The 20,606-nt window shown below is 42.6% G+C and carries 20 protein-coding genes; 2 read left to right on the top strand and 18 right to left on the bottom strand.

The window, feature by feature from the left end:
- Window positions 1-172: 172 nt before the first annotated feature.
- From RBB56_RS11910 to mtaB, 11 genes are all read right to left on the bottom strand, one after another.
- Window positions 173-2,284, bottom strand: a complete 2,112-nt coding sequence (locus RBB56_RS11910; protein ID WP_306719176.1) for a glutamine synthetase III family protein — start codon at window positions 2,282-2,284, stop codon at window positions 173-175.
- Window positions 2,285-2,480: 196 nt separating this feature from the next.
- Window positions 2,481-3,770: a peptidase U32 family protein gene (locus RBB56_RS11905; RefSeq protein WP_331525667.1), complete on the bottom strand. Its 1,290-nt coding sequence runs from the start codon at window positions 3,768-3,770 to the stop codon at window positions 2,481-2,483.
- 50 nt (window positions 3,771-3,820) lie between these two features.
- Window positions 3,821-4,462 carry an O-methyltransferase gene (locus RBB56_RS11900; RefSeq protein WP_306719175.1) on the bottom strand — a complete coding sequence of 214 codons (642 nt, stop codon included), beginning with the start codon at window positions 4,460-4,462 and terminating at the stop codon, window positions 3,821-3,823.
- An 8-nt stretch (window positions 4,463-4,470) separates the two neighbouring features.
- Window positions 4,471-4,947: an endolytic transglycosylase MltG gene (locus RBB56_RS11895; RefSeq protein WP_306719174.1), complete on the bottom strand. Its 477-nt coding sequence runs from the start codon at window positions 4,945-4,947 to the stop codon at window positions 4,471-4,473.
- A 25-nt stretch (window positions 4,948-4,972) separates the two neighbouring features.
- Entirely contained in the window at window positions 4,973-5,302 is a 330-nt protein-coding gene (locus tag RBB56_RS11890) for a YlbF family regulator (RefSeq protein ID WP_306719173.1), read from the bottom strand.
- 1 nt (window position 5,303) lies between these two features.
- Complete coding sequence (locus tag RBB56_RS11885) at window positions 5,304-6,995, bottom strand: ribonuclease J (protein ID WP_442905406.1); 1,692 nt, start codon at window positions 6,993-6,995, stop codon at window positions 5,304-5,306.
- The gene (locus RBB56_RS11880; protein WP_306719171.1) at window positions 6,974-7,429 is read right to left on the bottom strand and encodes a Fur family transcriptional regulator; all 456 of its coding nucleotides are present in this window, start codon (window positions 7,427-7,429) and stop codon (window positions 6,974-6,976) included. The genes RBB56_RS11885 and RBB56_RS11880 overlap by 22 nt, the downstream gene beginning before the upstream one ends.
- A 91-nt stretch (window positions 7,430-7,520) precedes the next feature.
- The gene (locus RBB56_RS11875) at window positions 7,521-7,775 is read right to left on the bottom strand and encodes a DUF1292 domain-containing protein (RefSeq protein WP_306719170.1); all 255 of its coding nucleotides are present in this window, start codon (window positions 7,773-7,775) and stop codon (window positions 7,521-7,523) included.
- The gene (gene ruvX / locus RBB56_RS11870; RefSeq protein ID WP_306719169.1) at window positions 7,775-8,209 is read right to left on the bottom strand and encodes a Holliday junction resolvase RuvX; all 435 of its coding nucleotides are present in this window, start codon (window positions 8,207-8,209) and stop codon (window positions 7,775-7,777) included. Before ruvX ends, RBB56_RS11875 begins: the two co-directional genes overlap by 1 nt.
- A gap of 66 nt (window positions 8,210-8,275) precedes the next feature.
- On the bottom strand, window positions 8,276-8,545 hold the full coding sequence (locus tag RBB56_RS11865) for an IreB family regulatory phosphoprotein (protein ID WP_306719168.1): 270 nt from the start codon (window positions 8,543-8,545) through the stop codon (window positions 8,276-8,278).
- Between the two features lie 254 nt (window positions 8,546-8,799).
- Window positions 8,800-10,176: a tRNA (N(6)-L-threonylcarbamoyladenosine(37)-C(2))-methylthiotransferase MtaB gene (gene mtaB / locus RBB56_RS11860; RefSeq protein ID WP_306719167.1), complete on the bottom strand. Its 1,377-nt coding sequence runs from the start codon at window positions 10,174-10,176 to the stop codon at window positions 8,800-8,802.
- Window positions 10,177-10,278: 102 nt separating this feature from the next.
- Here mtaB and RBB56_RS11855 point away from each other — a divergent pair, with 102 nt between their 5' ends.
- Window positions 10,279-10,509 (top strand): HPr family phosphocarrier protein, encoded by a 231-nt coding sequence (locus RBB56_RS11855; RefSeq protein WP_306719166.1) that lies wholly within the window; start codon window positions 10,279-10,281, stop codon window positions 10,507-10,509.
- A 219-nt stretch (window positions 10,510-10,728) separates the two neighbouring features.
- On the opposite strand, the gene thiI is transcribed toward RBB56_RS11855, so the two are convergent.
- The 4 genes from thiI to prmA all read right to left on the bottom strand — a co-directional run bounded on the left by thiI (window position 10,729) and on the right by prmA (window position 15,029).
- Window positions 10,729-11,910, bottom strand: a complete 1,182-nt coding sequence (gene thiI, locus RBB56_RS11850; RefSeq protein WP_306719165.1) for a tRNA uracil 4-sulfurtransferase ThiI — start codon at window positions 11,908-11,910, stop codon at window positions 10,729-10,731.
- A gap of 95 nt (window positions 11,911-12,005) precedes the next feature.
- A complete protein-coding gene (locus tag RBB56_RS11845) occupies window positions 12,006-13,160 on the bottom strand; it encodes a cysteine desulfurase family protein (RefSeq protein ID WP_306719164.1) in 1,155 nt (384 codons plus the stop codon).
- A gap of 134 nt (window positions 13,161-13,294) precedes the next feature.
- Entirely contained in the window at window positions 13,295-14,035 is a 741-nt protein-coding gene (locus tag RBB56_RS11840; RefSeq protein ID WP_306719163.1) for a 16S rRNA (uracil(1498)-N(3))-methyltransferase, read from the bottom strand.
- A gap of 7 nt (window positions 14,036-14,042) precedes the next feature.
- Window positions 14,043-15,029: a 50S ribosomal protein L11 methyltransferase gene (gene prmA, locus RBB56_RS11835; RefSeq protein ID WP_306719162.1), complete on the bottom strand. Its 987-nt coding sequence runs from the start codon at window positions 15,027-15,029 to the stop codon at window positions 14,043-14,045.
- 223 nt (window positions 15,030-15,252) lie between these two features.
- On the opposite strand from prmA, the gene RBB56_RS11830 reads away from it, so the two are divergent.
- On the top strand, window positions 15,253-16,479 hold the full coding sequence (locus RBB56_RS11830) for a DUF3048 domain-containing protein (protein ID WP_306719161.1): 1,227 nt from the start codon (window positions 15,253-15,255) through the stop codon (window positions 16,477-16,479).
- A 68-nt stretch (window positions 16,480-16,547) separates the two neighbouring features.
- Here RBB56_RS11830 and dnaJ read toward each other — a convergent pair whose 3' ends face one another.
- The 3 genes from dnaJ to grpE all read right to left on the bottom strand — a co-directional run bounded on the left by dnaJ (window position 16,548) and on the right by grpE (window position 20,574).
- Window positions 16,548-17,717, bottom strand: coding sequence for a molecular chaperone DnaJ (gene dnaJ, locus RBB56_RS11825; RefSeq protein WP_306719160.1), 1,170 nt, complete (start codon window positions 17,715-17,717; stop codon window positions 16,548-16,550).
- Between the two features lie 285 nt (window positions 17,718-18,002).
- Entirely contained in the window at window positions 18,003-19,853 is a 1,851-nt protein-coding gene (gene dnaK / locus RBB56_RS11820; protein ID WP_306719159.1) for a molecular chaperone DnaK, read from the bottom strand.
- A gap of 61 nt (window positions 19,854-19,914) precedes the next feature.
- Window positions 19,915-20,574: a nucleotide exchange factor GrpE gene (gene grpE, locus RBB56_RS11815; protein ID WP_306719158.1), complete on the bottom strand. Its 660-nt coding sequence runs from the start codon at window positions 20,572-20,574 to the stop codon at window positions 19,915-19,917.
- Between the last annotated feature and the right edge of the window lie 32 nt (window positions 20,575-20,606).

Below are 20,606 nucleotides of genomic sequence, written 5' to 3'. Positions count from 1 at the left end.
CGTGTACTCATGATTGTAATTATATTACTTGTATAAATTTCTGTCAACATGAACATATGAATTTCACAATAAAAAAAGAAATTAGCTTATATTCAACAAATATAGGCTAATTTCTTCTTTAATTTTAATAACTCTTGACCCCGATATCTTTTATATATTATGTTCTAAGCTTCTATACTTCAAACAGCAAATCAGCATAAGTAGGAATCGGCCACACATCCTTATCGACAAGCCTTTCGAGCTCATCGGCCGGTGCTCTTAAATTATCCATCGCTGCCACGACCTGCTCTTTATAGAAAAATGCCTGTTCTCTTCCTTCAGGCATTGCGCTCGCCTGCTTCTCCACTTCTTCCAGCCGAACAAGTGCTGTTCGCATTTCCACTAATTTCTTCGATACGAGAGCTAGTAATTCTGACTGAACGGAAGCGTCCGCACCGGCTTCCTTTACTGCAATTACCGTATCCGCAAGTGTCTTCGTATACTTCATAACGGCTGGGATAAGCTGTCTGGAAGCCATATCTATCATAGTAAGAGCTTCGATATTGATAGTCTTCGCATATGTTTCATAGAGAATTTCTTCCCTCGACTCCAGTTCGGTCTTCGTGAATATACCGAACTTCTCGAATAACTTCACTGACTTCTCCGTAGTCAAAGTATCCACTGCCTCTACCATACTCTTAATATTAGGAAGTCCTCTGCGCCGCGCTTCTTCCACCCATGCTTCCGAATATCCATCGCCATTGAAGATAATTCTCTGATATTTACCCATATACTCTTTGATTAAATCGTGTACCGCCAAGTCGAAGTCATCCGCTTTTTCCAAGATATCTGCCGCTTCACAAAAAGCCTCAGCCACAATTGCATTGATAGTTGTCGTAGGGCTGGCAACAGAATCGGCAGATCCTACCATACGGAATTCGAACTTATTCCCCGTAAAGGCAAAGGGTGAGGTTCTGTTTCTATCGGTAGCATCCTTCACAAGATCCGGAAGGCAAGATACTCCTGTCTTTAATACGCCGCCTTCTTTACAGGTCTGAGCCATTCCCGTCTCTACCAGCTGCTTTACCACATCTTCCAACTGCTCGCCGAGGAAAATGGAAATAATTGCCGGAGGAGCTTCATTCGCCCCTAATCGATGATCATTTCCTACATCCGACGCGCTCTGGCGAAGCAAATCTCCATGAGTATCCACCGCCTTCATAATACAAGCGAGCACGAGAAGAAATTGTATGTTCTCATTCGGTGTATCGCCGGGATCGAGCATATTCACACCATTATCCGTTCCCAATGACCAGTTATTATGTTTGCCCGAGCCGTTCACACCGGCAAAAGGTTTCTCATGAAGCAGACATCTCAAATCGTGGTGAATCGCCACTCTTTTCATCGTCTCCATAACGACTTGGTTATGGTCTACCGCAATATTAGCAGTTTCATATACAGGAGCCAGCTCATGCTGTGCCGGAGCAACCTCATTATGTTGAGTCTTAGCCGTTACGCCAAGCTTCCAAAGTTCTTCATTCAGATCCTTCATATATGCGCCTATGCGCTCTCTGATAACACCGAAATAATGATCCTCCATCTCTTGTCCCTTAGGAGCCGGTGCACCGAATAACGTACGTCCTGAGAAAATAAGATCGGGGCGCTGTAAATATTTATCTTTATCCACAAGGAAGTATTCCTGCTCCGCTCCTACGCTTGCTGCTACTTTCGTAGCTTCCGTATTGCCGAACAGTCTAACAATTCTAAGCGCCTGTTCACTGATCGCTTCCATAGACCTTAATAGGGGAGTCTTTTTATCCAATGCCTCTCCCTTATAAGAACAAAATGCGGTAGGGATGCAAAGAATTACGCCAGTTCCTGCTTCTTTCAGAAATGCCGGCGAAGTAATATCCCATGCGGTATAGCCTCTCGCTTCGAAAGTGGAACGAAGTCCGCCTGAAGGAAATGACGATGCATCCGGTTCACCTTTAATTAACTCTCTTCCGGAGAATTCCATCAACATTTTGCCTTCTTCATCCGGATGAGCAACGAAAGAATCATGTTTCTCAGCGGTAATGCCCGTTAGCGGCTGAAACCAATGCGTATAGTGAGTTGCGCCTTTTTCTATTGCCCAATCCTTCATTGCCTTTGCAACGACATCGGCCGCTGCGAGTGAAAGTTCTCCTCCCTGATCCATCACCTTTTTCACTTCTTTGAACACATTTTTTGGTAAACGTTCCTTCATTTTACCGAGGGTAAATACATTTTCTGCAAAAATCTTTTCTACATTTAACATTTCGCCCATCTTTTCGCTCCATTTCTTGGTATAAAAAAATGTCCCAAAAAAACTTTTGGAACATCTTCGTTCAAGATGCATGATATCATCTGAAGGTCGCCCTTCGTTTTCTTTAAGATACTCTATCGTTTGCAAAATTGCAACCCCCTATTTTTAAGTTTATTTAATTTCATAAAAAATAGGGGATATTTCGTCGTTTTACTGTTTATTTTATACAACGAGAGCAATCCATGTCATTTAGGGAATCAGAGCCTTGTTTCGGTGCTTCAATTCTAAGGATATCTCCAACCTTTGTTTCTGCGTCTAACTGTACATAAAATATTTGTTTCGAATGAGGAACGCTTTCTACTTGCTCACCCGCTTCCGTCATAAGAGACAGAACTGTGGTCAATACATTACTTCCATCCGGCTTCATAATCTCAATACGATTACCTACTGAAAATTTATTGCGCTGCTCCACGCGGGCATACCCCTTCTCATCCACTTCCGATACCGTTCCCAAATAGATATATTCATTTACATAAGTATTGGAATCATATATCTGTGAGTTCTCATCTGTCTTGCCGAAGTAAAAGCCTGTGGTAAACTGCCTGTAAGTACATTTTGCAATTTCCGCACGATACCAATCCATATTAGCGCGATATTTTTCCTCCGATTCCAGGTAATCATCAATTGCCTTTCTATAGGTTCGTGCTACTGTCGCCACGTAGAGAGCGGTTTTCATTCTTCCTTCTATCTTAAAGCTGTCGATTCCGGCATCGAGCAGCTCCGGAATATATTCGATCATACATAAGTCCTTGGAATTAAAGATATATGTTCCTCTTTCATTCTCATATACCGGCATATATTCTCCGGGTCTTTTCTCTTCCACTAATGAATATTTCCAGCGGCATGGATGAGTGCATGCACCTCTGTTGGCATCTCTGCCTGTAAAATAGCTGCTAAGCAAGCATCTTCCGGAATAAGAAATACACATCGCTCCATGAATGAAGCTTTCTATTTCAAGATCATCCGGTATTCTTTTTCTAATTTCCTTTATCTCTGCAAGAGACAACTCGCGCGCCGATACCACCCTTTTCGCTCCCTGTCCATACCAATAATTATAGGTAGCGTAGTTCGTATTATTGGCTTGGGTGGACACATGAATTTCGATTTCCGGACAGATTTCTCTTGCCATCATAAAGACACCGGGATCCGCAATAATGAGAGCATCGGGTTTCATCCCCTTTAATTCCTGAAGATACTCCCTTACACCTTCCAGATCTTCATTATGCGCCAAAATATTCGCCGTTACATGAACTCTTACTCCATGCTCATGAGCATACCGAATTCCTTCTGCCATATCTTCCATACTGAAGTTCTTCGCTTTGGCACGAAGTCCATAGGCCTCTCCGCCGATATATACGGCATCCGCTCCAAACGTAACCGCTGTTTTCAGCACTTCCAGACTCCCTGCAGGAATCAAAAGTTCCGGTTTTCTCATTACAATAACCATACCTTTCTTGTAACTGTTCAGCACCTACTGAATAATTACCCTTTCTTCTTTTATAACTTCACACTGACAGTAACCCCGTCACCCACTTGTAAAATTGCTGTCTCCAATTGCTCGTTATGCTTCAATTCATAGAGATACTCTCTCATCCTGGAATGGATCGTTCGATTCCTTCTCGTTACTGCGAACCGGGATTCGATAACATCTCCGTCCTGTAATACATTATCCGATACGAGCAAGCCGCCTTTCTTTAACAGACGCAATACTTCCGGCAATATCTTAATGTACTGGCCTTTCGCCGCATCCATAAAAATAAAATCATAGGTTTCCATAAGCCCCTTCAAAACTTCCGCAGCGTCACCTTCCAATAAAGTGATTACATCCTCTTTGCCCGCTCTGCGGAAATTCTCTTTGGCAAGGGGTATTCTCTTGTCATACTTTTCTATTGTCGTAATCCGGCAATCTTCCGGCGCATATTCACTCATAAGAAGTGCAGAAAAACCAATGGCCGTTCCCACCTCCAAGATAGAGGTGGGGCGATTCATCGCTAAAAGCAGGCGAAGTAAGCTTTGCATCTGCGTACGAATCACGGGGACATTTGTTCTTCTGCACTCATTTTCTATTTCATTTAGAAATTCTGTATTTCCTTTATCGAAGGAATTAATAAAGACACTGATTCTTTCATCCGTAATCATTTTCGTTCTTACTCCGCATCTGTTACCGAATCCTCGCCCACGCTTTCGCCCTCAACCGATTCTTCCGGTCCACCTGTTTCCTCTGTGCTCTCCTCTTCCGAATCGGCTTCTTGCTGCACATCTTCCGCTGACATAACTTCCATCATCTCGTTTGCCGTCATATCGCTGCTAAGCTCATAAATTCCCGGCTTCAATTCTCCATGGTATCTGGAAATCAGCTCCTGCACATAGAAGAGACGTGCGTCATTGATTAACCCTTTTTCTTCAAGCACTTCGCCAATATCCATCACTGTAGCTTCTTCGGTAATGCCAATACTGATAATTCTTGCATTTTCTGTTGAAGATACCGGCTCTTCAGCGAATATCCGATATCCGAAATCATAAGATTCTGTCGCATATTTATAAGTGAACATGACCACCACTATTATTATTACTATTTTCAAAACCGTATCGAACACAGTCCCTATCAATTGTCTGGTATTCATACTCTAAAATGCTCCTTTCACAACCTTATTGAAAATCAAGTTCGTTTACAATCAGTGTCGTGGTATCCTGCATCATCCTGCAAAAGGAAGTCTCTGCCTCGAAAAAATCTGCCACTAGCGGAATATCATATAAGCTTTCGTATTCCCTGTCAAGTTCCTCCAAACGGTCCAGAAGGTCATCGGACTCCTCCTCGTTCTGGAAAATGAAGTTCTTTCGTCTGAATTCATTGACCTTTTCATATAATTCCGGCTGGTTCTTTATCTTGTTAAGCTGCATGACATATTCACGATACTCGGATGAATTCCTGACTGCACCCACAAACTCCTTCGCCGCATCATTTATACTGCCGGTCATTCTAAACCTCCATAATAATTGGAAGTATCATTGGTCTGCGTTTTGTCTTCTTCCAAACATAATCACTTAAGGAATCCTTAATACTTGTCTTAATCTTGCCCCAATCGCTGACACCTCTATCCAGACAGCCGTGAACTGCACTGTCCACAACATGTCTCGCTTCATCCATAAGCTGATCGGATTCTCTTACATATACGAATCCTCTGGAAACAATATCCGGTCCTGATACGAGTTGATCCGTATGTTGGTCGAGCGCAAGAACGACAATAAGAATACCATCTGCTGCAAGATGTTGTCTATCCCTAAGCACAATATTTCCAACATCACCCACACCGAGACCATCTACAAGAACTTCACCCACAGGTACTTTTCCGGTAACCTTAGCTTCCTCTTGTCCAAGCTCCAGCACATCGCCGGAATTCAAAATAAAAATATTCTCCTTCGGGATGCCGAGTTCATTTGCGATTTTGGCGTGAGCCTTCAGATGCTTATATTCTCCATGAACCGGTATGGAATATTTCGGATGCACGAGGGTATAAATCAATTTAATTTCTTCTCTGCAAGCATGACCCGACACATGCACATCCTGGAAAATAACGTCGGCGCCTTTCATAAGAAGCTCATTAATAACATTGGTAACTGCCTTTTCATTCCCGGGAATCGGATTCGAAGAAAAGATAACTGTATCTCCGGGAACAATGGATATCTTTCGGTGGATATCGCCCGCCATACGGCTGAGGGCGGCCATACTTTCCCCCTGGCTTCCCGTAGTGATGATTACCGTCTTTTCCAAAGGATAATTCTTCAGTTGCTCCACATCGATCAATGTCTTATCCGGAATATCCAGATAGCCAAGCGTCGTTGCCGTCTCGATGATATTGACCATACTACGGCCTTCCACCACTACTTTTCTGCCGAACTTATAGGCAGAATTGATAATCTGCTGCACGCGGTCCACATTGGATGCGAAAGTAGCAACAATAATTCGCGTATCTTTATGCTCGGTAAAAATCGTATCGAAAGCCTTCCCCACTGTCTTCTCAGACTGGGTGAATCCGGGACGCTCTGCATTGGTACTATCGCACATAAGAGCTAAGACACCTTTTTTCCCGATTTCTGCAAATCTCTGCAGATCGATGGCATCACCGAATACCGGCGTATAGTCCACCTTAAAGTCTCCCGTATGAACAATGATTCCTGCAGGAGAATAAATAGCAAGTGCAGCGGCATCTACAATACTATGATTTGTCTTGATAAATTCAATACGGAACTGGCCTAAATTAATGGATTGACCAAATTTAACGACTTTTCTTTTGGTATTTCCCATTAAGTTATGCTCTTTTAATTTGTTCTCAATAATTCCCATCGTCAGCTTTGTCGCATAAATAGGAACGTTAATTTCGCGCAATACATAAGGAAGCGCGCCGATATGATCCTCATGTCCATGAGTAATCATAAATCCTTTTACTTTATTTATATTTTCCTTCAGATAAGTGGTGTCCGGAATTACTAAATCAATTCCCAGCATATCATCATCCGGGAAAGATAATCCACAGTCCACAACAACAATACTGTCTTCATATTCGAAGGCAGTAATGTTCATACCAATCTGTTCCAAGCCTCCTAAAGGAATAATCTTAAGCTTAGAACTGCTCTCTTTTTCATTTTTTTTCAATCGGTTTTTCCTCCACATTCTTCACAGTACCCGTAGAGTTTCACTTCATGATCCATCACATGGAATCCGGTCGTCCTTGTAATTTTATCTTCTAATTCCTCCAGTAAGTCGTCCTCGAAGGAATTTATTTTACCACATTTTGTGCAAATCAAATGATGGTGATGGTGTTTTGCCGTACCCATTCCCACATTTCCGATTTCATAACGGACAAATCCGTCGTCCAAACTAATGCGATCAATCAAGTGTAAATCCCAAAGTATCTGTATTGTTCTATAAACAGTAGCAAGTCCTATCTCTGGATAGTCCGCTTTTACCATTTCATAAATTTCTTCTGCAGTTAGATGTTCGTCGGGGCATGAAGCAAGAGCTTCCAGAACAAGAAGCCTTTGAGTTGTTACCTTTAAGCCTTTATCTTTCAGCAATTGCATAAATTGCTCCCTATTCACTACCATGTATCCCCATCCCTTTTACAACTGCACTAAAACGTAACTATTCTACATATTCTTACGGTCAGCGCAGTAAATGCGCAGACCTGATGAATGGTTACGAGAGTTCGATATCTTCCAGTATATTTTCAAAAACTGCCGCAACCGCACTAAGCTCTGTATCATCTTCCACGATTTCATATATCGCTTCCGTCTCTTCCGGTGCCGAAACGTCTTTCAATATCAATGCGTCCGCATCGCCTTCTTCTTGTTCTGTTACAAGAATATATTGGCAGCCTCCTATTTTCGTTTGTTCTAACACGTAAAATTCAACCGGCTCTTCATTCTCCGGTTTAAAGATTATTTTATCCACTACTTATTCTCCTCGTTCTTAAGGTAATCCAAATACCCTTGCAAAATAAAGCATGCTGCAATTCGATCTACATGCTGCTTCCTATTCTCCCGGCGGATTCCTGCTTCCATCATCACTTTATCTGCCGCAACAGTAGTAAGCCTCTCATCCCACATCTTTACATGAAGGCCTGTTCTGCGCTCCAGATTCTCTTTGAATTCCATGGAAAGCTCCGCGCGGGCTCCAAGAGTATCATTCATATTCTTAGGCAGCCCAAGGACAATTTCTTGTACTTCATATTCCTCAATCAACTCTTCGATACGAGCCATCGTCTTACGTAATTTATTTTCTTCTTTTCTCTCTATGATTTCAATGCCCTGAGCAGTGAGTAACAACGCATCGCTAATTGCCACTCCTACCGTCTTCGACCCGAAATCCAAGCCCATAATACGCATGGATTCACCTTATATCCTTCCACGAATGTTCTTTATTCATTGAATATTATAATTCATTTCGAATGCTTAACCATTCTTCCAGCGCTTCGCCTCAATATATTTGGTAAGCAGCTCTTCTACTAATTCATCTCGCTCCACTTTCATAATAAGGCTTCTCGCACTTTTATGGCTCGTAATATATGTTGGGTCTCCGGACATAATATACCCTACAATCTGATTCACAGGGTTGTACCCCTTCTCAGTCAATGCTTCATATACGGTAGACAAAACTACTTCCACACCTGTCTCCGGTTCCGTCTCCACGTTAAAAAATTGTGTATTACCAAAATCCTGCATATCACCACGCCCTTATCTACTGTTGCATTACGTCCTATCATGTAACAGTTCGGTCCCCTCTCCGTTACAAAAGCAAAGATTGCTTTATGAAAATCCATTAAAATCACCTTCGGTGGTGGGATTTTCACTTACTGTTCCACGTATTCTTACGGTCAGCGCAGTAAATGCGCAAACCTGTTGAATAGTTATTATCTTTTAATATTACCCCATCCATCTGGAAAATTCAATCAATTTACACTAATTTAATGATTTCTTTATTCCATGAGCAAGATATCTCCCTGCAAAAAGCCTACTGCTTTACCGCTTATCAATTGATTGGATAAGGTCCCTTCAGCCCTCTTCGCCGCCTTTACATATTGTGCAGTATGGCCTGTCTGGTAGAGCACTCCATCTATCTCTTTCTCTTCCTCGAACAGTACTTCTATTTCTCTTCCTATGTATTCCGCTCTATAACTTGTAGAATTCTCTCTCTCCATTGCCAAAAGTATATTACTTCTCTGCGTCTTTTTTTCATCCGTTACCTGATGTTCCATTTCCGCCGCACGGGTGCCTTTTCTCTTGGAGTACTTGAAAACATGAATTTCATAGAGCTTTATCTTCTCTAAATATGCTCTTGTGATCTGGAATTCTTCTTCTGTTTCTCCCGGAAATCCTACGATAATATCAGTAGTAATAGCCGGATTATCAAAGGTCCGACGTAAAAGCTTCACTTTTTCGTAGTATTCCCCTGAGGTATATTTCCTATTCATTCTTTTCAAAGTCTCATCACAGCCACTTTGAAGAGACAAGTGGAAATGCGGACAGAACTTAGGAAGTATACGCAGTTTCTCTGCAAACTCCTCCGTAATAATTCCGGGTTCCAGGGAACCTAAACGAATTCTTTCAATTCCTTCCACTTCATGAATGGCTTTTATAAGTTCCGGAAGCGCAGGCGCTCCGAAATCAACGCCATAAGAGCTGATATGAATTCCTGTTAACACTACTTCTTTATAACCATGCTTTGCAAGCCCTGTGATTTCTTGAAGAACATCTTCTTGTCTTCGACTTCTCACTCTGCCCCTCGCATAAGGAATAATGCAGTAAGAGCAGAACTGATTACAGCCATCTTGCACCTTAATATAAGCGCGGGTATTCCCGGAAGTCTCTTTCAGCTCCATATTTTCGAATTCACTAATGCTTCCTATATCGATAATCGTCGTATCATCCAGCGTCTTTTCATTCCAGAGTCCGACTTCTGTTTCTTCATTCGTTTTTTCGTTTGCTTTTCCACTTTCTCCCTTGCCGCACTCTTCCAGATATTTTTCCAGAATAGAGACAAGCTCTTTCTTTTTATTATTCCCAATCGCCAAATCTACGCCCACATCTTTGATAATATCTTCCTTGCCGGTCTGCACATAACAGCCTGCAGCTACCACCACTGCCTTAGGGTTCAATTTGCGTGCTTTATGGAGCATTTGCCTGCTCTTTCTATCTGCAATATTTGTCACAGTACATGTATTAACGATATATATATCCGCCCATTCATCAAAAGATACAATATTATATCCCTTTTCTTGTAACATTTGTTGCATTACGTCCAGTTCATATCCATTCACCTTACACCCCAGGTTATGTAATGCTACACTTTTCATATTATTCCTCACTTTTTTTGTATTGTTTTAGCATTGACTTTTACCAATCCAACCGTTAGTATTATAACAGAAGGCATGAAAACATCAAGGAGGTAGAAACCAATGAAAACAGTTCAGATTTCTTTAAATTCCATTGATAAGGTAAAATCTTTTGTAAACGATATTACGAAATTCGACTATGATTTTGATTTAGTATCCGGCAGATATGTGATTGATGCGAAGTCCATTATGGGTATCTTCAGCTTGGATTTATCAAAACCAATCGATCTGAATATTCATGCAGAAGACAATGCAGAAGTAGTTCTCGATGCATTGAAACCTTACATGATTTAACATGTACTAAGGGCCGTGTCTACCCAGACAGGCCATACATGAAATGTGATTGCAACATAAGTGCGAAAGGCATTCGGAGTTTTCCGAGTGCTTTTTTTATGTAATAGGGAAGTGCTTCCATTACATAAAACGGATGCGCAGCTGCGCGCGCGGAATAAAAGCACTCCGTGTCGAAGGTGTCCTTACGTGTATTTTACAAATAAAATGTATTCATGTAGATTATTGATGCACTATGATCAATTCATCATTTGCAAGCGCGGTTTCCACCAATTCTTCAATCTTCTCCGCCAGATTCTCTTCATGCTTCCTTATAATATTAAGGTTCGGCTTAGTAACCGGATGCTTCGCCACAAAAATGGTGCAGCAATCCTCATAAGGAAGTATAGACGTCTCATAAGTATTGATTTTCTCTGAAACTTCCACAATTTCCATCTTATCAAAACCAATCAGGGGACGATAAACAGGCATCGTACACACTTCATTTGTTGCAGCCAGGCTCTGTAGCGTCTGTGAAGCTACCTGACCGATACTCTCTCCTGTAATCAGTCCAAGGCACTCCGTCTGCCTTGCAATCCTCTCCGCAATACGCATCATATAGCGGCGCATAATAATAGTAAGTTCATCGTGAGGACATTTCTCATAAATATATAACTGAATATCCGTGAAATTAATAACGTGCAGGTAAATAGGGCCTGTATAGCGGGAAACTAACTTGGCCAAATCCACTACCTTCTGTTTCGCACGTTCACTCGTATACGGAGGTGCATGAAAATATACCGCATCGATCTTCACACCGCGCTTGGCAACCATATATCCCGCCACCGGTGAATCGATACCTCCTGATAAAAGGAGCATTGCCTTTCCGCCTGTGCCTACAGGCATTCCACCCGGTCCGGGAATAATCTCCGAATAAATATAAATTTTTTCCCGAATCTCTATGTTCAACATAATATCCGGATTATGAACATCCACACGCATCTCAGGATAGCTATCCAGAATAACACCGCCCATTTCACTGTTGATTTCCATGGAATTCAGTGGGTAATTTTTCCTCGCTCTTCTGGCATGTACTTTGAACGTTTTATTTTGCTCCGGGTATACTTCCCCGAGGTACTTAACAACTTCTTCTCCCAGCTTTTCAAAGCCCTCGTCCTCTACATAAACTACCGGACAGATACCGGAAATACCAAAGACTGTCTTAAGGTTGTCCACCACTTCATCGAAATCGAATTCCGATAACGCTTCTACATAAATTCTTCCCTGTGTCCGATAAACTTTGAATTCACCATCACACCTTTTCACCGCATATTTTATCTGCTGTACTAAAGCATCTTCAAAAATATATCTGTTCCTTCCTTTAATACCTATTTCGGCATATTTTATCAAAAAAGCTGTAAACATCTTATTATCCTCCTACCCGCGGCGCAACACCGCGGGACATCATCTATCGATCTTCATAAATACACAGACCTGCTGAGTAGTTACCGACTTTCTCGTTAATGTCTCGTATATCTTCGAAGCATCGGTATCATATCGTACATCGTCTGTAAAGTATAATCGATTTCCTCTACAGTTGTAAAGACTGAAAAGCTAAAACGTATCGTAGATTCCAACAAATCTCTCTCCACACCGATCGCCTTCAAGGTGGCTGACGGCTGTGGTTTACGTGCTGAGCAAGCACTTCCTGCTGATACATAGATTCCTTTATCTTCCAGAGCATGAAGGAGCACTTCACTTCTGACCCCTCTGACAGATACACTAACTACATGAGGCGCACTGTTTCTTCCCGTCAATCCATTTACATTGACTCCTTCAATTCTCGTCACCCCATCGACGAACTTCTGTTTCAAGGTGTAGAGCATATTCACTTCTTCATCCAGATTGGTATAGAGCATTTCTGCTGCTTTCGCCAATCCCGCCGATCCGGGCACGTTTTCTGTTCCCGGACGGATACCGTTTTGCTGTCCGCCGCCGAAACTGATTGGCCTTACCTTCGTCTTTTCATTAATATATAGAAATCCTACCCCTTTGGGACCGTGGATTTTATGTCCGCTTGCAGAAAGCATATCGACATTCATCTTCTTCGGATAGATATGGAACTTACCAAAGCCCTGTACCGCATCCACATGAAATAAAGTATTTGGATTCCTCCGTTTAATAAGCGCTCCCGCTTCTGCAATTGGCTGCAACGCTCCGATTTCATTGTTCGTATGCATAATGGAAACGAGTATCGTATCCCTCATTATCGCATTTGCCAAGTCCGCTTCACGAATCAAGCCGTTTTTATCCACCGGAAGATAAGTGACACGAAAGCCCTCTTCCTCCAGGTGTTTCATTGTCTGCATAATCCCCGGATGCTCAATTGCCGTCGTAACGAGATGCTTTCCTCTTCTATGATTCGCCCATGCCGCACCTATTAAAGCAATATTATCCGCTTCCGTTCCGCCAGATGTGAAAAAAATCTCCTTTTCGCTTACCTTTAGTATCTTTGCTATAGTTTCTTTGGCATACCTGATGTAGCTCTCCGCCTGTACTCCCTTTAAGTGCAGACTGGACGGGTTCCCATAATCCTCACACATAATTTGTGTCATAAGGGAAGCCACATCGTCGAAACATCTTGTTGTAGCCGAGTTATCCAAATATACTTCCATGCTGTCTGCCATCTCCTATTTTTCATAGCGGTCACCGAGTAACTGTTCACGGAGTGAACAGTTACGCCACCGGACTTTACCGCCGATATCGTCACATAATTTGATGAATTTAGGTTTATATTGTTACTATATGCCTATTCTTCTAATTGGTACATTATCCATGCCAGAATTGTAAAGCCCGCAGTCTCAGTGCGCAGTATCCTTTTTCCAAGCGTAATAGGAACAATACCATTTTCCTTCGCTTCCTGTATCTCGCCTTCCTCGAATCCACCTTCGGGGCCAATAAAGATAGCGATGGGCTCTCCTCTTTTCAAAGAAGAAATGATATCCTTCGTTCCTTGCATCCCTTCCGCCAGTTCATAAGGAATCAGCTTCACTTCCATATCCGCTGCATAGGAAATAGCCTCTTTCATCGTCATAACTTCCTTTATATTAGGAATAATACCGCGTTTGCTCTGCTTGGCCGCAGATTCTGCAATGGTCTGCCAACGTTCTCTCTTAGATTTGGCCTTTTTCGCATCCAGCTTCACGACAGCTCTCTTAGCCGCTACAGGAATCACTTCATAGACCCCGAGTTCTACCGCCTTCTGAATAATTAATTCCATCTTGTCCGACTTTGGAAGCCCTTGAAAAAGATATACCTTAGAAGGAAGCTCTACTCCATCTTCTTTTATAAAGCGCAGGGTGCAAAGAATCCTATCCTCTTCTATACACTCAATGCCACAGCGGTATTCCTTCCCATCCACGCCGTTACTGAGTGAAATTTCTTCCCCTATTCTCATACGAAGCACGTTCTTAATATGATTTACATCGCTTCCCGTTATCGTTATTTGATTCCCTTGTATTTGTGAAGGCTCTATAAAAAAGTTATACATAATAAAATCATACCTTTCTCGCTGTAATGGATACCCATTCACCCTGATAGGTAGTTTCCACGATAGAAAGCCCTGCCGCTTCTACCGCCTCAGCTACTGCCTTTTCTTTATCATCGATAATGCCGGAGGTAATATAAATGCCGCCCGGCTTCATTTGATTTACGATTACCGGGGTCAGAGGTACGAGTACATCAGAAAGAATATTAGCCACCACAATATCATAGCACCCATAGCCGACCTTATCCTGTATCTCTTTCTCCGTAATAAGATTACCTATCATCATGGAAAACTTCTCAGGAGAAATGCTGTTGGCTTCCATATTATCCCTTACCGCTTCTACTGCACAAGGATCCAAATCTGTACCAACTGCCTCCTCTGCACCGAACATTAACGATAGGATGGCAAGAATCCCGCTTCCTGTTCCTACATCGAGCAACTTTGTCCGGGGAGTAATATATTTCCTAAGCTGGCGGATGCAGAGTTGGGTCGTCTCATGCATCCCTGTGCCGAATGCAGTTCCCGGATCGATATGGAGAATCATCTTATCCGCATCTTCCTCCTTCACCTCTTCCCATGAAGGAATTACCAGTACATCATCGATATAGAACTGATGGAAATATTGTTTCCAATTGTTAATCCAATCGATATCCTCGGTTCGATCTACCGTGACCGTTCCCTCACCGATATCCACAAACATGCGCAGATCTTCCAGTTCCCTTTTTATCGCCTCAAGAATCTCCTCTGACGTCACATCCTTTCCCTGTAGTTTCAGGCTGCCGTCCTCATTCTCTTGCACAAAGAAACTCAAATATGCAATACCATCATCTTCCTGCACTTCCGGTAAAATATCTACGAACATCTGCTCCTTCTCTAAAGCGGTAAGCGGCACCTTATCCTCTATCTGTGCCCCTTCCAAACCGATATCATACAGAGTACTGATAATAATATCCTCCGCTTCCGTCACCGTTTTCACTCTGAATTTTATCCATCTCATATGTTAACCCATCCTTTTTATGGTGTTCTTTTATAACTGTTCAGCACCTTCATAATTACGTTCTTTTTCTTTTTCCCTGCTATCATAACACCTTTTCCCTTATTTATAAAGTTATAAATAACAGCAAATGCCTTAACAAGCCAGATTTTTCTTCCATAGACAAGTTGCTATTGCGTATTATATAATAGCCATGTAACTAATAATCTTATCGAGTTATTTACATATGCAATATGCAAATACGATTTATTATTCAGAGGAATTAACGCAGATGAAGAGAAATTACAAATATTTATTGTTTGCTTTCTTGTTATCCGTTCCGCTCATTTTGACAGCATGCGGCAAGAATAACACGGACGAGCTATCCCTTGGCGAGGTGAACGAAGCCCCTGCGGAAGAAGAACCGGCGCCAGTCCCGGAAGTAGCGGAAGAGGAACCGGTGGAGGAAGGGCCTCCCATCATTGAAGAACGAGAAGTGGTAGGCGGCAAGATGCAAAGTTATCTGACCGGAGAATGGTTGGATGAGGAGGTCGCTACAAGAAGACCTATCGCTGTTATGATACCCAACAATACACAGGCATTACCCCAATACGGTCTTACGAAAGCGGGTATCATCTATGAAGCTCCCGTAGAAGGGCGCATTACAAGATTAATGGCTATGTTCGAAGATTACGATGAATTGGATCACATCGGTCCTGTGCGAAGCAGCCGTGACTATTATATCTATGTTGCCATGGGCTATCAGGCCATCTATTGCAATTGGGGACTCGCAAGACCCTATGTAGAAGAGCTTATCAATAGAGATACTGTTCAGAATATCAGCGCTGCGGTAGAAGGAATCCACAATCCTTCCGATGTGGCATTCGGAAGAATCAGCAGACCCGGATATGCTACCGAGTTCACCGGTTATCTATTTATGGACGGCCTTGCCAAAGCCATTGAACGCCGGGAATACGAAACAGAATACGATAAAGATTATGTTCCGCAGTTTACCTTTATCGCCGATGATTACCGTGCGGAATATCCCGATAACAAAGATGCTACTCTCATCTATCCCGGGGGCAAGGAAAGCAATGCAGGCGGCTACGGCTCCTACAATCCCTATTTCGAATACGATGAGGAAGATAAGCTTTACTATCGCTTCCAAAATGGTAAAGCACAGATTGACGAATATAACAATGAGCAGCTCTCTGTCTCCAATGTAGTTCTTCAATACTGCCACGGCGAAGTCCGCGATGCGAAGGATTATCTTGCTTTTGGCGTACACGGTGAAGGCGAAGCCCTCATTTTCACTGACGGTAAAGTAATCGAAGGAATATGGAAACGCTATGACGGCGATGCCACTCCTGCTAAGTTCTATGATAAAGATGATAATGAAATTGTCTTCAATCAGGGAAAAACATGGATATGCAATATCTGGGATGAGTATGGTGAATTTGTAGAATACGAATAGATTCAAGAATAAAAGAACGGACGGATGTATAATTTTATGCATCCGTCCGTTTTCTATATCCCATTATTCTATTTCCAGAACTTCTTTTTCTTATCTTTATCTTTTGCTTCCGATTCAGCGTTCTTGCTTTGTGCCTGGGTGGCCTGTAAGGTATTGCCGGTCTCCGCATCGAACTGTCTTAACAGTTCTTTCGCTTCATTAGAAAGCTTATCGGGTACTTGAACGACTAAGGTTACATAATGGTCGCCGCGTACTTCTTTATTTCGAAGAGAAGGTACTCCCTTACCCTTTAAGCGCACTTTTGTATCGGTCTGCGTTCCGGTCTTCACTTCATAGATAACCTTACCGTCCACCGTATCGATCATAATCTCTCCGCCGAGGGTTGCTACCGCAAATGACACAGGTACCGTGGAATAAATATTGTAATCCTGACGCTGGAAGATCGGATGCCTGCCTACCATTACTTCAGCGAGAAGGTCACCTCTTGGTCCTCCGTTGATTCCCGGCTCTCCCTTATCTCTAATTCTAACGCTCTGGCCGTTATCGATACCGGCAGGAATGGATATCTTAATTTTCTTCCTATTTGCGATGTAACCGCTTCCGTGGCAATCCGAACATTTCTCTTTAATTACCTTTCCGGTACCGTTACAATCCGGACAAGTCTGTACATTTCTTACCGTTCCGAAGAAAGATTGCTGGGTAAATACTACCTGCCCCTTTCCTCCGCACTTCGTACATGTCTCAGGGCTGGTTCCGGGCTTCGCACCATTACCGTGGCAAGTCGTACATTCATCCTTCAGCGTAAGCTCCACTTCCTTCTCTACGCCAAATACCGCTTCCTCAAAAGTAATACGTACACTGGTACGAATATTGGCACCTTTCATCGGCCCATTATTCGCCCTGCCGCCGCGGCGTCCACCGCCAAAGAAGTCTCCGAAAATGTCACCGAAAATATCTCCAAAGTCAGCACTATTAAAATCAAATCCGCCGAAACCGCCGGCTCCACCGTCAAATGCAGCATGGCCATATTGGTCATACTGGCGCTTTTTCTCAGGATCACTAAGTACAGCGTACGCCTCTGAGGCTTCTTTGAATAGTTTCTCTGCCTCTTTATCTCCCGGGTTCATATCGGGATGGTACTTCTTAGCCAGAACTCGATATGCCTTTTTAATTGCAGAATCATCTGCATTTTTATCTACTCCGAGTACCTCGTAGTAGTCTCGTTTTTGTTCTGCCATAATTAACTCCTCTAACTATATTGTTTCCATCTTATTTAAAACTGTTATTTTTAACTTTACAGAATAAGTGCCTATCTTTTTGAGTATATATTATTTCCGGTACATTTGCATTAACTTTTTTTATTTCATTCATTTCCTATCTCTATACCGTTGTTACACGTTTTCTCCGTTAAGCACGATATGAAGTTCCTCTTATTAGAGGATTTCCTCTTATAAGGAGAACTTCATATTCTGTCTACGGCAGAGCCGTTATATTTATTCTCACGAAACTTTCCAAAATGATTCTTAGACTTCGCGATAGTCTCCGTCTACCACATCATCAGCTGCAGCGTCTGCACCCATATCCATATTCATGTCCGGGCCGGCAGCTCCCTGTGTCTGCTCATAAACCTTTGCAAAAAGTGCCTGTGCATCTGTCATCAACTTCTCTTTTGCCGCTTTCATTTCATCGATATCGCTATCGGACATTTCCTGTTCTTTCGTTCTCTCAAGAACTGCTTTCAAGGCTTCCAGGTCAGCTTCTACAGTGCTTTTTTCGGAAGCATCGATCTTATCACCTACATCTGCCAACGCTTTTTCTGTCTGGAATACGAAGGAATCTGCTTCGTTTCTCGTATCGATCGCTTCTTTTTTCTTCTTATCCTGTGCTTCGTATTCTGCAGCTTCTTTGATCGCCTTGTCGATATCGGAATCAGACATATTGGATCCGGCAGTAATGGTGATGTGCTGTTCCTTACCAGTTCCAAGATCCTTCGCGGATACATTTACAATACCATTCGCATCGATATCGAAAGTAACTTCAATCTGAGGAACTCCGCGCATTGCCGGAGGAATACCATCCAATCTGAATTGTCCGAGAGATTTATTATCTTTGGCGAACTGTCTTTCACCCTGTACTACATTAATATCAACAGCCGTCTGATTATCTGCAGCCGTAGAGAACACTTGGCTCTTCTTTGTAGGGATTGTCGTATTTCTTTCAATTAATCTCGTTGCAACACCACCCATTGTTTCGATAGAAAGAGAAAGAGGTGTTACATCGAGAAGCAGAATCTCACCTGCCCCTGCATCTCCGGCAAGCTTACCGCCCTGAATGGACGCACCGAGAGCTACACATTCATCCGGGTTAAGGCTCTTGTTCGGCTCCTGTCCGGTAATCTGTTTTACCTTATCCTGAACTGCAGGAATACGAGTAGATCCACCTACCAAAAGTACCTTACCGATATCGGAATTATTAAGTCCCGCATCTTTCATAGCACTCTGAACAGGAACTGCTGTTCTTTCTACGAGATCATGAGTCAATTCGTCGAATTTAGCTCTTGTCAGGTTAATATCGAAATGCTTCGGACCTTCTGCCGTCGCTGTAATGAATGGCAAGTTAATATTAGTAGTCGTTGCGGAGGACAGCTCTTTTTTCGCCTTTTCAGCCGCTTCTTTCAATCTCTGAAGTGCCATTTTATCGTTCGATAAATCTACGCCTTCCTGGCTCTTGAACTCAGCGAGCATCCAATCGATAATTTTCTGGTCGAAGTCATCGCCACCGAGACGTGTATCACCGTTTGTAGCAAGAACTTCAATTACTCCATCGCCAATTTCGATAATGGAAACGTCGAAGGTACCGCCGCCCAAGTCATATACCATGATTTTCTGTTCTTTTTCATTATCAAGACCATATGCCAAAGCTGCTGCTGTAGGCTCGTTAATAATACGTTTTACATCGAGACCTGCAATCTTTCCTGCATCTTTCGTTGCCTGACGCTGTGCGTCATTGAAGTAAGCAGGTACGGTAATTACCGCTTCTGTTACCTTTTCTCCCAAATAACTTTCTGCATCCGCTTTCAACTTCTGAAGAATCATAGCGGAAATCTGCTGAGGGGAATATTTCTTGTCATCAATCGTACATCCGTTGTCTGTTCCTATTTCTCTCTTAATAGAAGAAATAGTTTTCTCTGCATTAGTTACTGCCTGACGTTTTGCCGGCTCTCCGACAAGTCTTTCTCCTGTCTTCGTGAACGCTACAACAGACGGTGTCGTTCTTGCGCCTTCTGTATTTGCGATAACGGTAGGTTTACCGCCTTCCATAACTGCTACGCAGCTATTTGTTGTTCCTAAGTCAATACCTATAATTTTGCTCATATTTAAGCCCTCCTAAAATATATTGTTTCCATTGTCTGCCACTTATCATTTTCTTTCACGGTTAGCTTACTACTGCCACCATGCTATGTCTTACTACCGTATCACGGTACATATAGCCCTTCAAAAGCTCCTGCGCGATAATCCCTGTCCCGTACTCTTCACTTTCCACCTGCATAACAGCATTGTGGTAGTCGGGATTGAACTCCTGGCCGATTGCTTCTATCGGCGTTACACCGAGGCTTTCAAGCTCTGTCATAAGCTGCTTATAAATCATCTGCATGCCTTCTGCAAATCCACTTCCCTTTTCCTCTTCCGGCACAGTAGCCAGGCCTCTTTCGAAATTATCTACTACCGGTAGTATCTTTTCTATAATGCTTTTTGCGCCGGTTTCGAACATCACTGCCTTTTCTTTATCTGTACGCTTTCTGAAGTTATCGAATTCTGCCATCTGACGCTTTACTCTGTCTTCAAGCTCTTCTACCTTTTGTTTTAATGCATCCTGTTTTTTATCTGTTTTCTTTTTGAAAAATCCCTTACTACTCTCTTCCTCACCTTCTATTTCTTCGGATTCAATTTCTTCCTGTAAGGTATCCTCCTGTAAAAGATCTTCATCTGCCGGGGCTTCATTATTTACTACTTCTTCGCAGTTAATAGTATCTTCTTTATTTATTGAATCCTCTTTCACTGCTTCTTCCATATTGATATCTTTCTGCTCTGCCACTTCATTTATTCCTTTCCTTCTTATTTTATTGC

This window comes from Kineothrix sp. MB12-C1 (assembly GCF_030863805.1).
GTDB lineage: Bacteria > Bacillota > Clostridia > Lachnospirales > Lachnospiraceae > Kineothrix.
Note: the sequence above shows the minus strand (reverse complement) of the source record. Positions and strands in the feature narration are given on the sequence as shown.

Bases quoted from the DNA above. Each gene is read 5' to 3' on its own strand.
- RBB56_RS11910 (WP_306719176.1), bottom strand. From the start codon at position 2,284: ATGGGCGAAATGTTAAATGTAGAAAAGATTTTTGCAGAAAATGTATTT.
- RBB56_RS11905 (WP_331525667.1), bottom strand. From the start codon at position 3,770: ATGGTTATTGTAATGAGAAAACCGGAACTTTTGATTCCTGCAGGGAGT.
- RBB56_RS11900 (WP_306719175.1), bottom strand. From the start codon at position 4,462: ATGATTACGGATGAAAGAATCAGTGTCTTTATTAATTCCTTCGATAAA.
- RBB56_RS11895 (WP_306719174.1), bottom strand. From the start codon at position 4,947: ATGAATACCAGACAATTGATAGGGACTGTGTTCGATACGGTTTTGAAA.
- RBB56_RS11890 (WP_306719173.1), bottom strand. From the start codon at position 5,302: ATGACCGGCAGTATAAATGATGCGGCGAAGGAGTTTGTGGGTGCAGTC.
- RBB56_RS11885 (WP_442905406.1), bottom strand. From the start codon at position 6,995: ATGTGGAGGAAAAACCGATTGAAAAAAAATGAAAAAGAGAGCAGTTCT.
- RBB56_RS11880 (WP_306719171.1), bottom strand. From the start codon at position 7,429: ATGGTAGTGAATAGGGAGCAATTTATGCAATTGCTGAAAGATAAAGGC.
- ruvX (WP_306719169.1), bottom strand. From the start codon at position 8,209: ATGCGTATTATGGGCTTGGATTTCGGGTCGAAGACGGTAGGAGTGGCA.
- RBB56_RS11865 (WP_306719168.1), bottom strand. From the start codon at position 8,545: ATGCAGGATTTTGGTAATACACAATTTTTTAACGTGGAGACGGAACCG.
- mtaB (WP_306719167.1), bottom strand. From the start codon at position 10,176: ATGAAAAGTGTAGCATTACATAACCTGGGGTGTAAGGTGAATGGATAT.
- RBB56_RS11855 (WP_306719166.1), top strand. From the start codon at position 10,279: ATGAAAACAGTTCAGATTTCTTTAAATTCCATTGATAAGGTAAAATCT.
- thiI (WP_306719165.1), bottom strand. From the start codon at position 11,910: ATGTTTACAGCTTTTTTGATAAAATATGCCGAAATAGGTATTAAAGGA.
- RBB56_RS11845 (WP_306719164.1), bottom strand. From the start codon at position 13,160: ATGGAAGTATATTTGGATAACTCGGCTACAACAAGATGTTTCGACGAT.
- RBB56_RS11840 (WP_306719163.1), bottom strand. From the start codon at position 14,035: ATGTATAACTTTTTTATAGAGCCTTCACAAATACAAGGGAATCAAATA.
- prmA (WP_306719162.1), bottom strand. From the start codon at position 15,029: ATGAGATGGATAAAATTCAGAGTGAAAACGGTGACGGAAGCGGAGGAT.
- RBB56_RS11830 (WP_306719161.1), top strand. From the start codon at position 15,253: ATGCAATATGCAAATACGATTTATTATTCAGAGGAATTAACGCAGATG.
- dnaJ (WP_306719160.1), bottom strand. From the start codon at position 17,717: ATGGCAGAACAAAAACGAGACTACTACGAGGTACTCGGAGTAGATAAA.
- dnaK (WP_306719159.1), bottom strand. From the start codon at position 19,853: ATGAGCAAAATTATAGGTATTGACTTAGGAACAACAAATAGCTGCGTA.